Here is a 16,324-nt window from a genome sequence, read left to right as displayed (position 1 = left end):
GGGAGAGTGGTATGACAGAACAGGCAGGTATCACGATCAGGCTGGCGCGCGAGGCGGATTTTGCCGCGATCTGGCCGATCGTGCGCGATGTGATCCGGTTGGGTGATACCTATGCCATCGAGGCGGGTCTGACCCGCGAGGCGGTGCGTTCGCTCTGGATGGAAGCGCCGCGTGCCACCTATGTGGCCGAACGCGGTGGCGAGGTTCTGGGCACCTATTACCTCAAGACCAATCAGGCCGGGGGCGGGGCCCATGTGTGCAACGCGGGCTATATGGTGGCCGAGGCGGCGCGCGGGCAGGGCATCGCGCGCGCGATGTGCGTGCAGTCGCAGGATGAGGCGCGCGAGCTTGGCTATCTGGCGATGCAGTTCAATTTCGTGGTCGAGACAAACCGGGGCGCGATTGCGCTTTGGGAGCATCTGGGATTTGAGACGGTGGGGCGTTTGCCTCGGGCGTTTCGCCATCCCCAAGCGGGTCTGGTCGACGCGCGCGTGATGTTCAAGTGGTTGGGCCCCGAGGAGGCGTGATCTCAGGCGTGCAGGCTGAGGAATTGTGTAAGCCTGCCCGCAAAGGCTTGGGGTGCCTCGATCAGTCCGAGGTGGCGCAGGGCGGGCAGGATCAGGCACTGACTGTCCGTGATCTCGGCGGCGATGGCCCCGGCCATGGTCGGGGTGGACCCGCTGTCATTTTCACACGTCATCACCAAGCTGGGCAGGGTTAGCGGCGGCTGGGGCTGGATCAGTTCGGTTACGCCCTCTGCCAGCACGAGCCGATGCGCCGCATAGCTGGCTGGATCAGTGGCGAGCACGGTTTGGCGAATGCTATCCACCAGATCGGGGGCGTGATCGCGGAATTCGGGTGTGAACCACCGCTCCAGCGCTGCGTCGATGGTGGCTGCCGGACCGCCGGAGGCGGCGTCGCGGGCCTGTGCCTCGACCCGCGCCTGCAGGTCGGGGGCGCGTTCGTGGGGCGAATTGAGGATGGCGAGCGCAGAAACCCGGATCGGGTGATCGAGGGCTACGCGCCGGTTGATCATGCCGCCAAGAGAAAAGCCGACGAGAGCCGCGCGGGGCAAGGCCAGCCGATCCATCAGGGTGAGGAGTTGGAGTGACAGCGTGGAGAGGGTGAGCGGCCCCGCATGGGGGGCGCTCTGCCCATGTCCCGGCAGATCGTAGCTGAGCACGCGGAAGCGCTTGGCCAAGAGCGGCGCGATCACGCCCCATGTGCTGTTGCGCGACAGACCGAGGCCGTGGATCAGCACCACGACGGGGGCCTCGACCGGTCCAGTCAGGTCATAGGCTGTGCCATCAGGGGAGAGTGTCATTCAGACCCCAGCGGGATTGTCAGGATCATGTCCCATTTCGCGCAGATCCTCGTAGCGGTTGCCGATGCGGTGATGCGGATGCCCGCCGACGGAAGCCCCAAGCGCGAGGATGATTTCATCCTCGGCGGGCGCGTCCGGCACAACGGTGTGGATGGTCTGATAATGCGAGCGCCGCCCGGCGTCGTCCTTGTCCATCAGGGGGATCATCAGGGCGGCCCCGGCGGCCCCGCGCGTGTTGGTGAAGGCGAGATAGGTCTTGGCCTTGACCGCATCGCGGAACTGGTTGCCGAACCACAGCGTATGGGTGAGGGCCATGGCATGTTCCAACTCGCCGCCCATACCGACGATGCTGGCCTTGCCATAGCCTTCGAGCCGGTCGCCGGTGACCTCAAGGATCATGTCGGTCAGCATGCGTCCAAGCTCTGGGCCGTGCGCGCGAATTTCCGGGCCGAGATCCTCGACATGACCACGCCCGAACCACGGGTTGCGGATGATCGCCATGGCGGCGACCAGCAGCGTCGGATCTGCCACCGCCTTGCCGCCTTCGCTGTGGGTGCGTTGCACGAGGGTCAGGCTGCGTCGAAGGTCAATGGTCATGGAGCTGTCCTAGGTGTTTTGAAGCGCCTTGACGGCGCGTTGCGGGAAAGTCGCATAAAAGAAGCATTCTTGAAAACGAATTGTTTTGCTGCAAATATGCGGAAAATTCGAATTGAAAGCCCGTGATGAACATCACCGCCTTGCAGACCTTTCTCGCCATTGTCGACACCGGCAATCTGGTGCGCGCCTCGCAAAAGCTGAACGTCACGCAATCGACGGTGACGGCGCGGCTCAAATCGCTGGAGGATGAGCTGGGTCAGCAGCTTCTCAATCGGCAGAAATCGGGCACGACGCTGACCCCGGCGGGCACCAAGCTCTTGCGCTATGCGCGGATCATGACCGGGCTCTGGCGGCAGGCGCGCTATGAGACAGGCCTGCCTGCGGGCCTCAGTTCGGTCTGCACCTTTGGCTGTGACCGCGAGTTGTGGCACGGGCCGGGACGGGCGTTTTTCGACGGGGTGGTGCAGGGGCATCCCGATATGGCCGTGTCGGTGCAGCAGGGTAGCGGGCGCGAGTTGGAGGATTGGCTGGCGGCGGGGTTGGTGGATGTGATCCTGACCTACGGGGCCTCGGCGCGGGGCAATCAGACTGTCTATGCCTTGCCGCCTGAGGAATTGGTACTTTATTCCGACCGGGAAGTGACCTCGATCCGGGCTGACCCCAAGTATATTTTCGTGGATCACGGCGAAGACTATCGCCGGTCCCACGGCGAGACCTATCACGATGCCGGAATTGCGCGGGTGAGTTTCGACAGTTCCTGGTGGGCGCTGCAATTCCTGCTCGAGCGGGGGGGATCGGCCTATCTGCCGCGCGCGCTGGCGGCGCCTTTGGTGGCGGAAGGGCGGCTCTATGAATTGCGCGAGGCGCCGATCTATACCCGCAAGAAAATGCTGGTGGTCAATGACAGTGCTGCGGCGAATTGGGAGTGGTTCACGCCCTTGGTGGGCGCGCTGAGGGCGCGGTCGGCGGATTGGCTGGAGCATCCGGATCGGAGGTTTGTCATTCCGGGCTAGGGGGAGAATTGTGACTGGTTCTGGCAATGCTCCTAAGAGGGAGCCGCGCGATCGCTAGGCCGCGGGACGGCCTAGCGATCGCGCGGCGGCGCTCCGCGCCTTGTTCCGCGCGTGCGCGTTTGAAGTAAACGTCGCCCTTCAGATCCATGCCAGCCTTATTCAGCACCTCCCTACCTCAGAAAGGCGCGCTCTTCGTCTGTGGTCATCGGCTGGCCTGCGCCGGTGGCGGTAAAGAAGGCATCAAGCGCCTCGAGAGCTGAGGCGGGGGTGTATCCGGTGTCACCACCTACCTCCCCGGCCTGGGCGATGGCAAATTGCAACTGCCACCCGGCATCGTCGCGACAAGCGACGGCGACATAGCCGCCGCGCTCGGGTGTTGTCGCCTCATATTCTCGGCAGAACTGGCCTGCCGCATCGGTGAAAGACGAGACCACGGTCAAGGTGGTGCCATCCGAGAGTTGCGCCGCATTGCCCGACGGCAGGCTGTCGAGGCGTTCGCTAAGGGCCGTGCTGAAGGGTGCGCCAAGCGGGGTCTCTGCCCCGCGTGACAGCAGCAGCCCCGCGCCGATTCCAACGGCGAGGGCGAGGCTGGCGGCGAGGGCCATCGGCTGCCAGCGCAGGCGGGATGCAGGTGGCGCGGCGGGCGCTGGCGCTGTGCGCAGGGGCACCACATTGGATGCCTCTGGCGGTGCGCTGGCCTCGCCCATGGCGCGGACGCGCGCGATGAGCGCCTCAGAGACCTGTGCATCGGGATGGTCCTGCATCGCTTGCTGTGCCAGTTGCGCAGTCTCGACGAAGAGGCCGTAGCGTGCAGCCAAGGCTTCGTCGGTGACAATCTGGGCAAGCAGTGCCTCGGCCTTGGGGCCTGTGATTTCGCCATCGGCGAGGGACATCAGTGTGTCGTCGTCAATCTGCATCGGTTCTGCTCCTTCCCCTTGCCTGAGGATAACGGCTGGGGCTGCTGTCTATTCCCACGGCTTTTGCAAGGGCAAGCCGGGCGCGGCTGAGGCGGCTCATGACGGTGCCCTGAGGGATGTCGAGTGTCGCGGCGGTTTCGGCATAGCTCAACCCTTCGATGCAAACCAGATGCATCACATTGCGCTGATCCTCGGGCAAGTCCGCCATCGCGATGCGCACGGCGTTCAGGGTCAGCCGGTCATCGGTCTGGGCGGCGCTGTCGATAGGGTCAGGTTGCGGGCTTTCGTGGATATCAACGGTCTCGCCGCGCGTGGCGTCGCGTCTCAGGGTGTCAATCCACGCGTTGCGGAGAATGCGAAAGAGCCAAGCCTGTAGATGGGTCGCGGTGTCGAACCGGTCTCGGGCGCGAAACGCGCGCTCGGCCGTGATCTGTACGAGATCGTCGGCGAGATCACCGCGGCGGCAGAGCGACAGCGCAAACCGCTTGAGGGCGGGCAAAAGCGCCACGACGTCCTCGGTGAACTTGTCAGACATTGTGGCGTGGCCTCTGAAACTAGGGGATGTCGGGAATAAAGTCTGATCTATTTCGTTTTACATAACATGGCATGTAGGGTGGGGACGACAAGAGGAGAAAAACAGGTGAGCCAGTGGCGACCAAGCGCCGTGCTGATTTTGGTTGGTCTCATTGCCCTGACCGGGCCGTGGGTGTCTGGGCTGTCCCCGGTCAGTGTGGCCTGGGCAGACGATGGCGACGGGGATGGAGATGGCGATGATGGGGATGACGGGGATGATGGCGGCGGTGGGTCCGGTGCAGGTCGTATCGGTGTCGGGGAAACCAGTTTCCGCGACTACCGCCGTAATTTGCGCTCGCTGTTCAATCTTCAGGTGCCGCGCCGAACGCAACGCGCAAGCCCTGCACCGCGCGCCGCGCCCCGCCCGACCGAAGCCGAGCGTGAGATCATTGCGCGTGGTCTGAGCGATGACGACGCCGCAGCGCTTGTGGCGCAGGGCTACGGCATTTTGGAGCGCGTTGATCTGGCGAGCCTTGGATTGACCATGCAGCGGCTCTTGGTGCCCGAAAACACCAGTTTGCAAGAGGCGCGTGCGGCGGTTCAGGCACTGCCCACGGGTGAGGTGGCGGATTTCAATCATTACTACCGTGCCGGTGGAGACATGGCATCGGATGCCGTGGGGACAGAGAGTGTCGCGGAGCCATGTGAGGGGCTGCATTGCCCGGCACGCGGTTTAATCAATTGGCCTGATCATATCGGGCCGGGGGGCTGCGGCGTGCCGGTTACCATCGGCATGATTGATACCGGGATCAATACCGACCACGCGGCGCTTGCGGGGGCGCAAGTGGCGCTCCTGCGGGTGGCACCTGAAGATTACAGTGCCTCGGATGCCATTCATGGGACGGCTGTGGCCGCTCTTTTGGTGGGCGATCCCGCCTCGCGCGCGCCGGGTCTCTTGCCCGGTTTGCCGCTGGTCGCGGTGGATGCGTTTCACAAGGCGTCAGGGGATGAGCGTGCCGATGCTTTTACCCTCGTGCGCGGTCTTGATCATCTGGTCGAGGCCGGGGCAACGGTGATCAACCTCAGTCTCACGGGGCCAGCCAATGCGGTGTTGGAGCAGACATTGGCCGAGTTGGAGAGCGCAGAGGGGATTGTGGTGGTGGCAGCGGCGGGCAATGGCGGGCCCAATGCCCCGCCCGCCTATCCTGCCGCCTACGACAGCGTGATTGCCGTCACGGCGGTGGACAGGGCAGGGGGCCCCTATCGTCGCGCTGGACGGGGTCCGCATGTGCATCTTGCCGCGCCGGGGGTCGAAGTTTGGACGGCTGCCTCCGTCAAGGGGGCGCGGTGGAAAACCGGCACATCCTTTGCCGCCCCCTATGTCACCGCTGCTGTGGCGCTCTGGCAACAGACGCATCCGGGTTCGTCCCCAGCGGAAATCCGGGCCGCCTTGGCGCAAAGCGCGGTGGATCTCGGGGAGGCTGGAACAGACGACATCTTTGGTCATGGTTTGCTCAATCTCGAGAATAGCTGCCCGAACCCGGCTCGGGTCGGCATCATTCCGGTTCTGGCGGATTAGATTGGCCCGGAGCTACGGCTGTCACGGGTAACGCTCCAGCATTGGGCGCAGAGCGACGCGGGCCCGGAGTTTGGTGGCGAGCAGGTACATGCCGCCAATCTTGCGGTGCAGGAACATCGTCGCGGGCGGGGGCACATGGGTCAGATCGCGCTCTGACCCCATCGCCAGCCCCATATCGCGCAGGGTTTTCATAAGATCGGCGCTGCCGAAATCAAACGGTGTGCTCTGGCGCAGCGGTGCCATGGCGGTGTTGAACATCTCGAGGATCTGATCCTGATGCCGGGTGGAGGTCGCCGCATCGAAATAGCCGATGCGGAGCATCGCGGCGCGGGTGCGAGCGGCGTCGCACGCGAGCGCGGCGTTGAGCAAGCCACGAAAATCCTGCGTGAGATCCGGGGCAATCGCCATTACGGCGCCAAAATCCAAGAGGACGATGCGGCGCGCGGCCGTGTCAAAGCGGTAATTGGCGAGGTTGGGATCGGTCTGCATCAGGTCAAAGTCGAAGAGTTCCCGCAAGGTCAGAGCGATCAGATGCTGTGCAATGTGGTCGCGCAGGTCTTGGGGGGCGTCGATCAGCGCGTCTATGGGCTGGCTCTCGATATAGGACATGGCCAGCACATGTGGTGTGCTGAGATCGGTGTGGAGGTCAGGGAGACGGAACGCGTCTGAACCCGCGAGACGCGTCTGAAAAGCGGTGAGATGTCGGGCCTCGGAGAGGTAGTCGGCCTCTTGATGCAGTTGCGCCTTGGCCTCGCGCAGCATCGGGCCAAGGTCCATCTCGCGCGGGACCACGCCCGGAACGCGCAAGAGTGTCGCCAGATTGTCGATGTCGCTGTCGATGCTGGCGCGCACGCCGGGATATTGCACCTTGATCGCCAGATCGCGGCCATCGAGGGTTTGCGCGCGGTGGACCTGTCCGATTGAGGCCGCAGCGAAGGGGCGCAGATCGAAGCGTTTGAACCGCCCATACCAGCCCGTACCCCATTCGGCATTCAGCACTGATTGCAGCTGTTTGGGGGGCATGTGCGGCGCCTCGGCGCGCAGGGTGGCCATGATCGCGGTCATCTCGGGCGGCAGCACAAGGCCTGTGTCCATCGACAGCATCTGCCCCAGCTTCATCGCCGCGCCACGCATCTGGCCCAGATCTCGGGTCACGCGCCGGGCGGTGGCGGGCGTCAGCAGCAGTCCGGGAAGCCGTGGTCGCTGGCCTTGCGCTGCCTGGCGCACTCCGCTGGCCACCATGTCGCCCAAGATACCGGTGGTCATGCCACCAAGGCGCATCAAGCGGCCAAGACGGTGACCGGGCACAGGGTAAGACCCGTCCAGATCGTCGTTGCGCGCCATTTGATCCACTCCTCCGCCCGATGTGAGGGGCAAGATGGGGCGCTGTCGCGCGATTGCCAGACCCTGTTGCGGCGGCATAAGCAATCGGTCAGGCGGTGCTGCCCGGGACGAGACGGAACTCTATGCGGGTGATTTTTGGCGGAGTTTCGCCCGCGAGGCTGCGCAGTATGTGATCTGCCGCGACAAAGCCGATGCGTTCGCGGTTGGACGCGATGGTGGTGAGAGGCGTCGGCAGCGCTTGCCCGATGCTGAGCCCGTTGAAGCCTGCAAGGGCGATGTCACCGGGAAGCGATAGCCCGGCGGTCTGACAGTGAAAGACGCCCCCGACCGCCATGTCATCATTGGAGAAGAACACCGCTTTCGGGGCCGGGGACGCGGTGGCGAGAAGCTGCGCCAGACCTGTCCGACCCAGTGGCACCGAAGATGGGCCGTCGAGCATGAGCGTGTTGGCAAGGGTCAGGCCCACTTCGGCCAGACCGTCCTTGAACCCGTCAAGCCGGGCCAGCGCGCGAAAATCGGTTGATATGTCATGGCCGATATAGGCAATTCGGCGATAGCCGCGCCCGATCAGGTAATGCGCCATCGACCGTCCGGCGGCGCGGTGCGAGAAACCGACAACCATATCGGCCACATCCGAGTCAGTATCCATCACCTCAACCACCGGCATTTCGGCGGCGCGCAACAGGCTGCGCGTCGCCGCGTTCCCGGCGGTTGGAGCCAGAACGAGGCCCGCAGGCCGCCAGGACAGCAGGTCGCGCAAGAGGTGCTCTTCGCGGGCGGCATCATAATGTGAAATGCCGAGGATCGGGTGATATCCGTCCTGTTCGAAGCGGGTTTCCAGCCCTTTGAGCACATCTGCAAAGACAATGTTCGAGAGCGAGGGCAGGATTACCGCGACCTGACGCGAGGCCCCGCCGGCGAGCGTTCCGGCCAGACGATTTGGCACGTAATTGAGGGCGCGCGCGGCGTTTTCGACCTTGAGGCGGGTGTCCTTGGCAACAGCGCTGCGGCCCCGCAAGGCGCGGCTTGCGGTGATTTCACTCACGCCTGCGGCCTCGGCCACCTGCGAGAGGGTCGGGCGGCGGGACGGTGGATCGGGCGGGTTCGGGTCCATACCTTTAGATTGCGCAAAATGATGGCGCTGTCATTGAGAATCTGCGTGGGAAGGGGTGCAGAGCCGCGCGGCGGCGCTTTGGGTCTTGTTCCGCGTGGGGAGGTTAGGACCATGTTTGCCGATACAGAAGTTCAAGTTCCAAGGCGGCTTCTCTACCTCGGGCGCCATCGGACAGAACCATATTGACAGCGCTGTCATTACTTGGTTCAGTCCGGGTCGAGGGGGATTTGGCGTGCGTATTCTGATCACCGGAGCAGCGGGATTTATCGGTCAGCGGGTCGTGCGCGCGCTCTCGGAGCGCGATAGCCTGATCGTGGATGGGCAAGAGCGCCGGATTGCGGTCCTCCTTGCCACAGATATTGCCGAGGCTCCGTTGCGTGATCTTGCGCAGTCCTGTCGGCGGGTGCATGCCCTGCCGGGGGCGCTGGATAGTGCGGAAATATTGGCGCGGATTGTCGAGGATGCGCCCGAGTTGGTGATCCATCTGGCCGGTGTCGTCTCGGGGCAGGCGGAAGAGGATTACGCGCTGGGCATGGCGGTCAACTTGCAAGCGACGATTGCCCTGATCGACGCCTGCCGTAGCCTGCGCAAGCCGCCGGTGTTTGTCTTTTCCTCATCGGTTGCGGTGTTTTCCTGCACCGACAATGACACGATTTCAGAGGAGACCCAGCCCGCGCCACTGTCATCTTATGGTACGCAAAAGCTGATGGGTGAATTGCTGGTGCGCGATGCCAGCCGAAAAGGGTTTATCCGGGGCCGCGCGTTGCGCTATCCGACCATCGCGGTGCGGGCGGGCAAGCCCAATCGCGCCGCGTCGGGCTTTGCCAGCGGGATTATCCGCGAGCCGCTGGCCGGGATGGCGGCGGAGTTGCCGGTAGGGCGCGGGCTGCGGATGCATCTGGCCTCACCCGCCAAGGCGTTGGACTATACGCTGACGGCCATTGCGCTGGCGCAAGCCGAGCTGGGGCTGGAGACCACCGTCACCTTGCCGGGTATTTCGGTCACGGTGGGGGCGATGCTGGACACGTTGGAGACCTTGGCGGGGCCCGAGGTTGCCGCGCGGGTGACAGAGCGGCCCGATGCCGCGATCGAGCGGATCGTGACCACATGGCCGGGGCAGATCATCACGCCGCGCGCCGAGGCCATGGGATTTGCCCCCAACCGGGATTTTGCCGAGATAGTGCAGGAGTATATGGATAGTCTGGCACGGAACTGACGGGGCACGGGAGGCCCCGGTTGACTGAACCAATGGAAACCCAAGGAGGAGGATCACATGAAACATCTGGCACTGGGCGCGATTGCTGCGCTGGGACTGGTCACAGCGGCCGAGGCGCAACAGAATATCGTGGTCGGGCACGCGCTCTCGCCCACCTCGCATTATGGCGTGGGCGCGCAGGCGTTCATCGACACGCTGACCGAATTGTCGGGCGGCGCCTTTACCGGCGAACAGGCACCTGCCGGGCAGTTGGGCGGCGAGCGCGACATGATCGAAGGCTTGCAGATCGGATCGCTGGATGTGGTCATCACCTCTACCGGCCCCTTGGGGAATTTCGTGCCGCAGGTCTATGCGCTCGATCTGCCGTTCCTGTTCCGCGACTATGACCATGCCCGCACCGTGCTGGATGGCGAGATCGGGCAGGAATTGCTGGATGAGATAAGCAAGAATAATCTGGTGGCGCTGGCCTGGTCCGAGAATGGGTTTCGCCATGTGACCAACTCGCAGCGCGCCGTGCGCACGCCCGAGGATCTGGCGGGGCTCAAGCTGCGCACGATGGAGAACAAGGTGCATATGGCGGCGTTCGAGGGCATGGGTGCTGCCCCGACCCCGATGGCCTTTCCTGAACTGTTTACCGCGTTGCAGCAGGGCGTCGTGGACGGTCAGGAAAACCCGGTCACGGTGATCACGGCGTCGAAATTCTGGGAAGTGCAAAAATATGTGTCCCTCACCGGACATGTCTATTCGCCCGCAGCCGTCCTGGCCTCGCCGGTCCTGCTCGACGGTTTGAGCGATGAAGAGCGCGGCTGGTTTGCAGAGGCGGCCAAGGCCTCGGCGGCGGCGACGCGGGCAGAGGTCAACCGGCTGGAAGAGGCGGGTGTCGCGCTCTTGCGGGAAAACGGCATGGAGGTGATCACCGACATCGACAAAGCTCCGTTCGCGGCGCTGGCCGAAACGGCGTCTTACTCGGTCTATACGGATCAGTATGGCGGCGAAATGATCGAGCGGATCAAGGCCGTCGAGTGATCCAAGGCACGAACCTGACCCCGGCGCGGGGATCGTGCCGGAGCTGACGGAAGGGGAAAGATGTCGTTGTTTCTGAGATTTGAGGCCATGACCACGCAACTGGCCTTGCGGTTGGCGATTGGCTTTTTGCTGATCGCGGTCAGTCTTGCGCTCTATCAGGTGACGACGCGCTTTGTCTTTGGGCACCCCTCGACATGGTCTGAGGTGATCACGCGGTCGGCGATGATCTGGTGTGTGTTTCTGGCTGTGGCGCCCGCGTTTCGCGAAGGGGCGATGATCGCGGTCGAGATCGTGCAAAAGATGCTGCCGCCGCGGCTTGGCTTTGTGCTCTATCTGGTGTCGATGGGATTGTCGGTCGTGTTTTTCTGCATCCTGTTCTGGCAGGGCTGGGCGATGACCGACCGGGTGATGTCGCAAAAGCTGGCGGCGCTGGAAATCTCTATCGCTTGGGTCTATGCGGCGCTGCCGGTGGGGTCAGTCTTTATCCTGCTGGCAATTTTGGGCTGTGTGATACGGGCGGTTCAAAAGGGCGCGGTTGAGTTCTCGGCGGGCCTGCAATGAACGCGGCACTGGCGCTGTCCCTTGCGATTTTCTTTTTGGCCGGGGTGCCGATTGCGGTCGCGATTGGTCTTGCCTCGGTGATCGGGATCGAGGCCAATGGCCGCTTGCCGCTTCTCTTGGTGGCGCAGCGGATGTTCACGGGCATTGACAGTTTTCCACTGATGGCGATTCCGCTTTTCATTCTGGCGGGCAATCTGATGTCGGCGGGGGGCATTTCGCATCGTTTGGTGGAATTGGCGAAATCCATCGTGGGCGGTATCCAAGGGGGGTTGGCCGCGTCCTGTGTGCTGACCTGCATGATGTTCGCCTCGGTCTCTGGCTCGTCGGTCGCCACGACCTTTGCGATTGGCGCGATCCTAATTCCGGCGATGGTGAAGCACGGTTATCCTGCGCCGATGGCCGCCTCGGTTCAGGCGAGTTCCGCCGAATTGGGCGTGCTGATCCCGCCCTCGATCCCGCTCATTCTCTATGGCGTGTCGACCGATACCTCGATTGGGCAGTTGTTCCTTGCCGGGATCGGTCCGGGGTTTCTGGTGGCAGGGTCGCTGATGGCGCTGGTGCTGATCCTGTGCCGGGTGCGGGGCATCGGGCTTGAGGATGGACGAGATCGGCCACGGGTGGGTCCGGCGCTCTGGTCCGCCTTGCCTGCGCTGATCGTGCCGGTGGTCATCTTGGGCGGCATCTATTCGGGCGTTTTCACGCCCACAGAAGCGAGCGCCGCCGCCGTGGCCGCGGCCGTGATCGTGGGCATGGGATTTTACCGCGAGTTGCGCTTTGTGAACCTGCCCGAGATCTTGAAAAAGACAGTCTTGGCGACGGCGGCGATCATGCTGATCATCTCTGCGGCGGCGCTTTTTTCGTTTCTCATCACGCGCTCGGGCCTGCCCAATGAAATCGCGGCCTGGTTCAAGGATATTTTCGAGAGCCGCTTTGCCTTTCTCCTGGTGGTGAACCTGATGCTGCTGGTGGTGGGCATGTTTATCGAAACCTCGGCAGCGATCCTTGTCCTCGCGCCGATCCTTGCGCCAATTGCCGTGTCTTACGGGGTCGATCCGGTGCATTTCGGATTGATCCTTGTGGTCAATCTGGCGCTGGGGATGATCACGCCGCCACTCGGCGTCAATCTCTTCGCGGCCTGTGCGGTGGCCAATCTCTCGATTGAAAAGGTCATTCCGCATCTTTTCTGGTTCGTGCTGACCGTGTTTGGCGCGCTCATGCTGATCACCTATATTCCGGCCATCACGCTCTGGCCGATGCAGACCATTCTTTCGGTGGGACCATGACGGATATCGTGCATTTTGTGGGGTTGGGGTCGATGGGCCTTGGCATGGCGCAATCGGCGCTGCGGGCCGGGTTTGAGGTTTATGGCCATGATCCGGACGCGGGCCGTCGGTTGTTGTTGCGTGAAGCGGGCGGGCGCGCGTTAGAGCCTGCGTCACCCAAGGCCGAGGTGCTGGTTTGCGTCGTGCTCAATGCTGCACAGACGCGCGATGCGCTCTTTGGGGCGCAAGGATGGGCCAAGGGCGTGCAGACGGGTGGTGTGATCCTTGGCTGTGCCACGGTCGGGCCGGAGTTTGCCCGCGAAATGGAGGAAGAGGCCACCCGTCGGGGCCTCCTTTATCTCGATGCGCCGATTTCGGGCGGGGCGGTCAAAGCGGCGGAGGGGCGCCTGTCAATCATGGCGTCGGGGCGCGCTGAAGCGTTTGAGCGCGCGGCAGGGATTTTGGCGGCACTGGCCGAGACGGTGCATCGCTTGGGCGATTGCGCCGGGCCGGGATCGGCGATGAAGGCGGTCAATCAATTGCTTGCGGGCGTGCATATCGCGGCGATGGGCGAGGCGCTGTGTTTTGCCACCTCTCAGGGGCTTGATCTGGCCCGTGTGCTGGAGGTGATCAAGGTGTCGGCGGGCAATTCGTGGATGTTCGAAAACCGCGCGCCGCATGTGATCGAAGCGGACTACAGCCCGCGCTCGGCCATCGACATCTGGCCCAAGGATCTGGGGATCGTCCGGGATATCGCCGCGAAGGTGCCACTGAACCTGCCATTGGTTGAGGCGGCGTTGGGCGAGTATCGCGCGGCGTCGGAGGCTGGATTGGGGCGCGAGGATGATGCGGCCATTACCAAACATACCGCTGCGCGCGCCGGGCTGCGATTGCCGGGGGATGGCTGATGCTCTTGGGCTGTATCGGCGATGATTTCACCGGGTCGAGCGATCTGGCCAATACGCTGACCAAGGTCGGGATGCGGACGGTGCAATATGTGGGCGTGCCGGATTCGCCAGTCGATGGGGTCGTCGAGGCGGGGGTGGTGGCGCTGAAATCCCGCTCGATCCCGGTGGCGGAGGCGGTGGCACAATCGCTGGCGGCGCTTGATTGGTTGCGCGCGCAGGGGTGCCGGCAATTCCTGTTCAAATATTGCTCCACGTTTGATTCAACGCCTGAGGGCAATATCGGCCCGGTGGCCGAGGCCTTGGCCGAAGCCTTGGGCGCGCGACAGGTGATCGTGTGCCCGGCCTTTCCGGGGGCGGGACGGACGGTCTATCAGGGGCATCTCTTTGTGAATGATTGTCTGCTGAATGAGAGCGGGATGCAGCATCACCCGCTGACGCCAATGACCGATCCGGATATTCGTCGCTGGCTGGGGTTGCAGGTGCGCGGATCGGTCGGGCATGTGGGCGCGCAGGTCGTGCGGCAGGGGCCGGAGGCGATCCGGGCCGCACTGGCGGCGCAGGCGCACAGATTGATCGTCGCGGATGCGATCAGCGACGCGGATTTGGTGGCCTTGGGCCATGCGGCGGCGGAATTGCCGCTGATCACAGGCGGGTCGGGCATTGCCATGGGCCTTCCGGACAATTTCCGGGCGAGGGGGGAGTTGGCGGGGCGGGCGGGAGTTTGGTGCGGGCTGGCCGGTCCTGCCGTGGTCCTCTCCGGGTCTTGTTCCGTGGCCACGCGCGGGCAGGTGGCGCGGCACGCGGCCTGCCATCCGGCGCGGGAGATTTCCGCAGCAGAGGTCATTGCGGGCAGGGTTGCGCCGGGTGATCTGGCGGATTGGGCCTTGGCGCAGGATGGCATTCCGATGATCTATTCCTCAGCCGATCCGGCGCAGGTGGCGCAGGATCAGGCGCGGTTCGGTGCTGTGGCGGTGGCCGGGGCTATCGAGGCGCTCTTTGCGGAATTGGCGCAGGCGCTGGTGGCGCGCGGTGTGACCCGGCTTATCAGCGCGGGCGGTGAGACCTCGGGTGCGGTGGTCGAGGGGCTGGGCCTGAGGCAGTTGGAGATTGGCCCCGAGATTACGCCCGGCGTGCCGGTGATGCGGGCGGGCCATGACCTTGTTCTTGCGCTCAAATCGGGGAATTTTGGCGGGCCGGATTTCTTTGTCGCGGCGGCGCAGATGATGGAGCATTCCGCATGACCGAAAGCCGCCTGCGCGAAGACCTGTGTTTCTGGGCCAAGTCGATGTTTGATCGCGGGCTGACGGGTGGGGCCTCGGGCAATATTTCGGTTCGGACCGAGGACGGCGGGCTGTTGGTGACGCCGACGGGGGTCAGCATGGGGCGACTTGATCCGGCGCGGCTGAGTCGGTTTGACGCGGGTGGGCGGCTGATTTCCGGGGATGCCCCAACCAAGGAAATGCCTCTGCATGCGGCGTTTTACGAGACGCGGCAGAGTGCGGGGGCGGTGGTGCATCTGCATTCGACCCATTCCGTCGCCCTCTCGATCCTTCCTGATACCGATCCTGACAATGCCATTCCACCGTTTACGGCCTATGCGGTGATGCGGGTGGGCAAAGTGGCGCTCTTGCCGTTTTTTGTGCCCGGTGACGCGGCGATGGCCGGGGCGATCCGGGGGCTGGCGGGGCGGCGTGCCGCGGTGCTCTTGGCCCATCACGGCCCGGTGGTGGCGGGCAAAGATCTGGAGGCGGCGGTGTTCGCGATGGAAGAGCTGGAGGAAACCGCGCGTCTGGCGCTCATCCTGCGCGGCACGGGCGCGCGCGCGCTGGATGCAGGGCAGATCGCGCAGGTGGTGCGCAAGTTCGAGGTGGATTGGGACTGATGCGTTTCTCTGCCAATCTCGGGTTTCTCTTTACTGATCGGCCCTTGCCCGAGGCAATCCGCGCAGCGGCAGAGGCGGGGTTTGCGGCGGTGGAGTGTCATTTTCCTTATGAGTGTGCTGCAGCAGAGGTGTGCGCGGCGCTTGAGGAAACCGGCCTGCCGATGCTGGGGCTGAACACATCGCCGGGCGACCGGGCGGCGGGGGATTTCGGGCTGGCTGCTGTGCCGGGCCGCGAGGAAGAGGCCCGCGCGGCGATCCGGCAGGCTGTGGACTATGCGCAGGCCATTGGCGCAGGGGCGGTGCATGTCATGGCGGGATGCACCGATGGCGGGGCCGAGGCGGAGGCGGTATTTCGCGCCAATCTGGCCTATGCCTGCGATCTGGCCGCGCCCTTGGGCCAGATGATCCTGATCGAGCCGATCAATCACCGCGATGTGCCGGGCTATCACCTGTCGTCGAGCTCTGCGGCGGCGGCGGTGATTGCGGCGCTGGGGCGGGATAATCTGCGGATGATGTTTGACTGTTATCATTTGCAAATCATGGAGGGTGATCTGCTGCAGCGGTTTGCGCGCTATCAGTCGATCATCGGCCATGTGCAAATCGCCGGGGTGCCGGATCGTGGGGCACCGGACCGGGGCGAGGTGGATTATGGCTGGCTCTTGCCGCAGATGGTTGATCTGGGCTGGCCGCTGCCGTTCGGCGCGGAGTACCGCCCCGGCGACGCGGGCACAGAGGCCACGTTGGGTTGGCTGGCGCAATTCGGGGCCGTGTAAGCCGGTGACGTGACCCGCGAGCGAGCCGGTGCCGGATAGATCATGAAATGTAACGGGGTCCGCGTATCGGCGCATGGATTTTCTGCAACCTATTTGGTGTCGGAATTATCCAAGGATCGGGGGCGGCCTCGCCGGTTTAACATGCTGAAAGGGGCCAACGTGGACGTGTGTGGATCATGAGTCTTACAATCATGCGCTGATCGTCTTATCTTGCCATATTGGGTGGATTTTTTAATTGAAAGCCGAAACTAAAAGTTTTTCATGCAACTTATACGAATATTCTAACTATTCTAGT

Annotated in this window: 17 protein-coding genes; 11 read left to right on the top strand and 6 right to left on the bottom strand. The window is 63.7% G+C overall.

Annotation, left to right across the window (positions count from 1 at the left end; all coding sequences use genetic code 11):
* The first annotated feature begins 11 nt into the window (after nt 1-11).
* Complete coding sequence (locus VR71_RS13460) at nt 12-527, top strand: N-acetyltransferase (RefSeq protein ID WP_045684742.1); 516 nt, start codon at nt 12-14, stop codon at nt 525-527.
* A 2-nt stretch (nt 528-529) separates the two neighbouring features.
* Here VR71_RS13460 and VR71_RS13455 read toward each other — a convergent pair whose 3' ends face one another.
* Together VR71_RS13455 and VR71_RS13450 are read right to left on the bottom strand one after the other, a co-directional pair.
* Nucleotides 530-1,324: an alpha/beta fold hydrolase gene (locus VR71_RS13455; RefSeq protein WP_045684740.1), complete on the bottom strand. Its 795-nt coding sequence runs from the start codon at nt 1,322-1,324 to the stop codon at nt 530-532.
* Nucleotides 1,325-1,921, bottom strand: a complete 597-nt coding sequence (locus tag VR71_RS13450; protein WP_045684737.1) for an amino acid synthesis family protein — start codon at nt 1,919-1,921, stop codon at nt 1,325-1,327.
* Nucleotides 1,922-2,046: 125 nt separating this feature from the next.
* Here VR71_RS13450 and VR71_RS13445 point away from each other — a divergent pair, with 125 nt between their 5' ends.
* Complete coding sequence (locus VR71_RS13445; RefSeq protein ID WP_045684735.1) at nt 2,047-2,934, top strand: LysR family transcriptional regulator; 888 nt, start codon at nt 2,047-2,049, stop codon at nt 2,932-2,934.
* A 170-nt stretch (nt 2,935-3,104) separates the two neighbouring features.
* On the opposite strand, the gene VR71_RS13440 is transcribed toward VR71_RS13445, so the two are convergent.
* Together VR71_RS13440 and VR71_RS13435 are read right to left on the bottom strand one after the other, a co-directional pair.
* Entirely contained in the window at nt 3,105-3,851 is a 747-nt protein-coding gene (locus tag VR71_RS13440; protein ID WP_045684733.1) for a hypothetical protein, read from the bottom strand.
* Nucleotides 3,841-4,386: an RNA polymerase sigma factor gene (locus tag VR71_RS13435; RefSeq protein ID WP_045684730.1), complete on the bottom strand. Its 546-nt coding sequence runs from the start codon at nt 4,384-4,386 to the stop codon at nt 3,841-3,843. Before VR71_RS13435 ends, VR71_RS13440 begins: the two co-directional genes overlap by 11 nt.
* A 105-nt stretch (nt 4,387-4,491) precedes the next feature.
* Here VR71_RS13435 and VR71_RS13430 point away from each other — a divergent pair, with 105 nt between their 5' ends.
* On the top strand, nt 4,492-5,943 hold the full coding sequence (locus tag VR71_RS13430; RefSeq protein WP_296430407.1) for a S8 family serine peptidase: 1,452 nt from the start codon (nt 4,492-4,494) through the stop codon (nt 5,941-5,943).
* 21 nt (nt 5,944-5,964) lie between these two features.
* On the opposite strand, the gene VR71_RS13425 is transcribed toward VR71_RS13430, so the two are convergent.
* Together VR71_RS13425 and VR71_RS13420 are read right to left on the bottom strand one after the other, a co-directional pair.
* A complete protein-coding gene (locus tag VR71_RS13425) occupies nt 5,965-7,287 on the bottom strand; it encodes an AarF/ABC1/UbiB kinase family protein (RefSeq protein ID WP_045684982.1) in 1,323 nt (440 codons plus the stop codon).
* 88 nt (nt 7,288-7,375) lie between these two features.
* The gene (locus tag VR71_RS13420) at nt 7,376-8,401 is read right to left on the bottom strand and encodes a LacI family DNA-binding transcriptional regulator (protein ID WP_045684726.1); all 1,026 of its coding nucleotides are present in this window, start codon (nt 8,399-8,401) and stop codon (nt 7,376-7,378) included.
* A 232-nt stretch (nt 8,402-8,633) separates the two neighbouring features.
* Between VR71_RS13420 and denD the strand changes: the two genes are divergently transcribed.
* From denD to VR71_RS13380, 8 genes are read left to right on the top strand one after another with little or no spacing between them, the layout of a single operon-like run.
* Nucleotides 8,634-9,617 (top strand): D-erythronate dehydrogenase, encoded by a 984-nt coding sequence (gene denD / locus VR71_RS13415; protein ID WP_045684980.1) that lies wholly within the window; start codon nt 8,634-8,636, stop codon nt 9,615-9,617.
* Nucleotides 9,618-9,674: 57 nt separating this feature from the next.
* Complete coding sequence (locus VR71_RS13410) at nt 9,675-10,643, top strand: TRAP transporter substrate-binding protein (RefSeq protein ID WP_045684724.1); 969 nt, start codon at nt 9,675-9,677, stop codon at nt 10,641-10,643.
* Between the two features lie 60 nt (nt 10,644-10,703).
* Entirely contained in the window at nt 10,704-11,204 is a 501-nt protein-coding gene (locus VR71_RS13405) for a TRAP transporter small permease (protein WP_045684722.1), read from the top strand.
* Nucleotides 11,201-12,487, top strand: a complete 1,287-nt coding sequence (locus tag VR71_RS13400; RefSeq protein WP_045684720.1) for a TRAP transporter large permease — start codon at nt 11,201-11,203, stop codon at nt 12,485-12,487. Before VR71_RS13405 ends, VR71_RS13400 begins: the two co-directional genes overlap by 4 nt.
* Complete coding sequence (ltnD, locus tag VR71_RS13395) at nt 12,484-13,374, top strand: L-threonate dehydrogenase (protein WP_045684718.1); 891 nt, start codon at nt 12,484-12,486, stop codon at nt 13,372-13,374. Before VR71_RS13400 ends, ltnD begins: the two co-directional genes overlap by 4 nt.
* A complete protein-coding gene (gene otnK, locus VR71_RS13390; protein ID WP_045684716.1) occupies nt 13,374-14,615 on the top strand; it encodes a 3-oxo-tetronate kinase in 1,242 nt (413 codons plus the stop codon). The genes ltnD and otnK overlap by 1 nt, the downstream gene beginning before the upstream one ends.
* On the top strand, nt 14,612-15,256 hold the full coding sequence (gene otnC, locus VR71_RS13385; RefSeq protein ID WP_009817740.1) for a 3-oxo-tetronate 4-phosphate decarboxylase: 645 nt from the start codon (nt 14,612-14,614) through the stop codon (nt 15,254-15,256). The genes otnK and otnC overlap by 4 nt, the downstream gene beginning before the upstream one ends.
* The gene (locus VR71_RS13380; protein ID WP_045684714.1) at nt 15,256-16,029 is read left to right on the top strand and encodes a TIM barrel protein; all 774 of its coding nucleotides are present in this window, start codon (nt 15,256-15,258) and stop codon (nt 16,027-16,029) included. Before otnC ends, VR71_RS13380 begins: the two co-directional genes overlap by 1 nt.
* Nucleotides 16,030-16,324 lie beyond the last annotated feature (295 nt).

Origin of the sequence: Roseovarius sp. BRH_c41, assembly GCF_000961715.1 — a bacterium.
Lineage (GTDB): Bacteria > Pseudomonadota > Alphaproteobacteria > Rhodobacterales > Rhodobacteraceae > Roseovarius.
The sequence above is the reverse complement of the archived record's forward strand: the minus strand, read 5'-3'. Positions and strand labels throughout refer to the sequence as shown.

What these genes read in the sequence shown, in the direction of transcription:
- VR71_RS13440 (WP_045684733.1), bottom strand. Translation starts at nt 3,851, where the DNA reads ATGCAGATTGACGACGACACACTGATGTCCCTCGCCGATGGCGAAATC.
- VR71_RS13425 (WP_045684982.1), bottom strand. Translation starts at nt 7,287, where the DNA reads ATGGCGCGCAACGACGATCTGGACGGGTCTTACCCTGTGCCCGGTCAC.
- ltnD (WP_045684718.1), top strand. Translation starts at nt 12,484, where the DNA reads ATGACGGATATCGTGCATTTTGTGGGGTTGGGGTCGATGGGCCTTGGC.
- VR71_RS13410 (WP_045684724.1), top strand. Translation starts at nt 9,675, where the DNA reads ATGAAACATCTGGCACTGGGCGCGATTGCTGCGCTGGGACTGGTCACA.
- VR71_RS13460 (WP_045684742.1), top strand. Translation starts at nt 12, where the DNA reads ATGACAGAACAGGCAGGTATCACGATCAGGCTGGCGCGCGAGGCGGAT.
- otnK (WP_045684716.1), top strand. Translation starts at nt 13,374, where the DNA reads ATGCTCTTGGGCTGTATCGGCGATGATTTCACCGGGTCGAGCGATCTG.
- VR71_RS13380 (WP_045684714.1), top strand. Translation starts at nt 15,256, where the DNA reads ATGCGTTTCTCTGCCAATCTCGGGTTTCTCTTTACTGATCGGCCCTTG.
- VR71_RS13455 (WP_045684740.1), bottom strand. Translation starts at nt 1,324, where the DNA reads ATGACACTCTCCCCTGATGGCACAGCCTATGACCTGACTGGACCGGTC.
- VR71_RS13405 (WP_045684722.1), top strand. Translation starts at nt 10,704, where the DNA reads ATGTCGTTGTTTCTGAGATTTGAGGCCATGACCACGCAACTGGCCTTG.
- VR71_RS13420 (WP_045684726.1), bottom strand. Translation starts at nt 8,401, where the DNA reads ATGGACCCGAACCCGCCCGATCCACCGTCCCGCCGCCCGACCCTCTCG.
- VR71_RS13445 (WP_045684735.1), top strand. Translation starts at nt 2,047, where the DNA reads ATGAACATCACCGCCTTGCAGACCTTTCTCGCCATTGTCGACACCGGC.
- VR71_RS13400 (WP_045684720.1), top strand. Translation starts at nt 11,201, where the DNA reads ATGAACGCGGCACTGGCGCTGTCCCTTGCGATTTTCTTTTTGGCCGGG.
- otnC (WP_009817740.1), top strand. Translation starts at nt 14,612, where the DNA reads ATGACCGAAAGCCGCCTGCGCGAAGACCTGTGTTTCTGGGCCAAGTCG.
- VR71_RS13450 (WP_045684737.1), bottom strand. Translation starts at nt 1,921, where the DNA reads ATGACCATTGACCTTCGACGCAGCCTGACCCTCGTGCAACGCACCCAC.
- VR71_RS13435 (WP_045684730.1), bottom strand. Translation starts at nt 4,386, where the DNA reads ATGTCTGACAAGTTCACCGAGGACGTCGTGGCGCTTTTGCCCGCCCTC.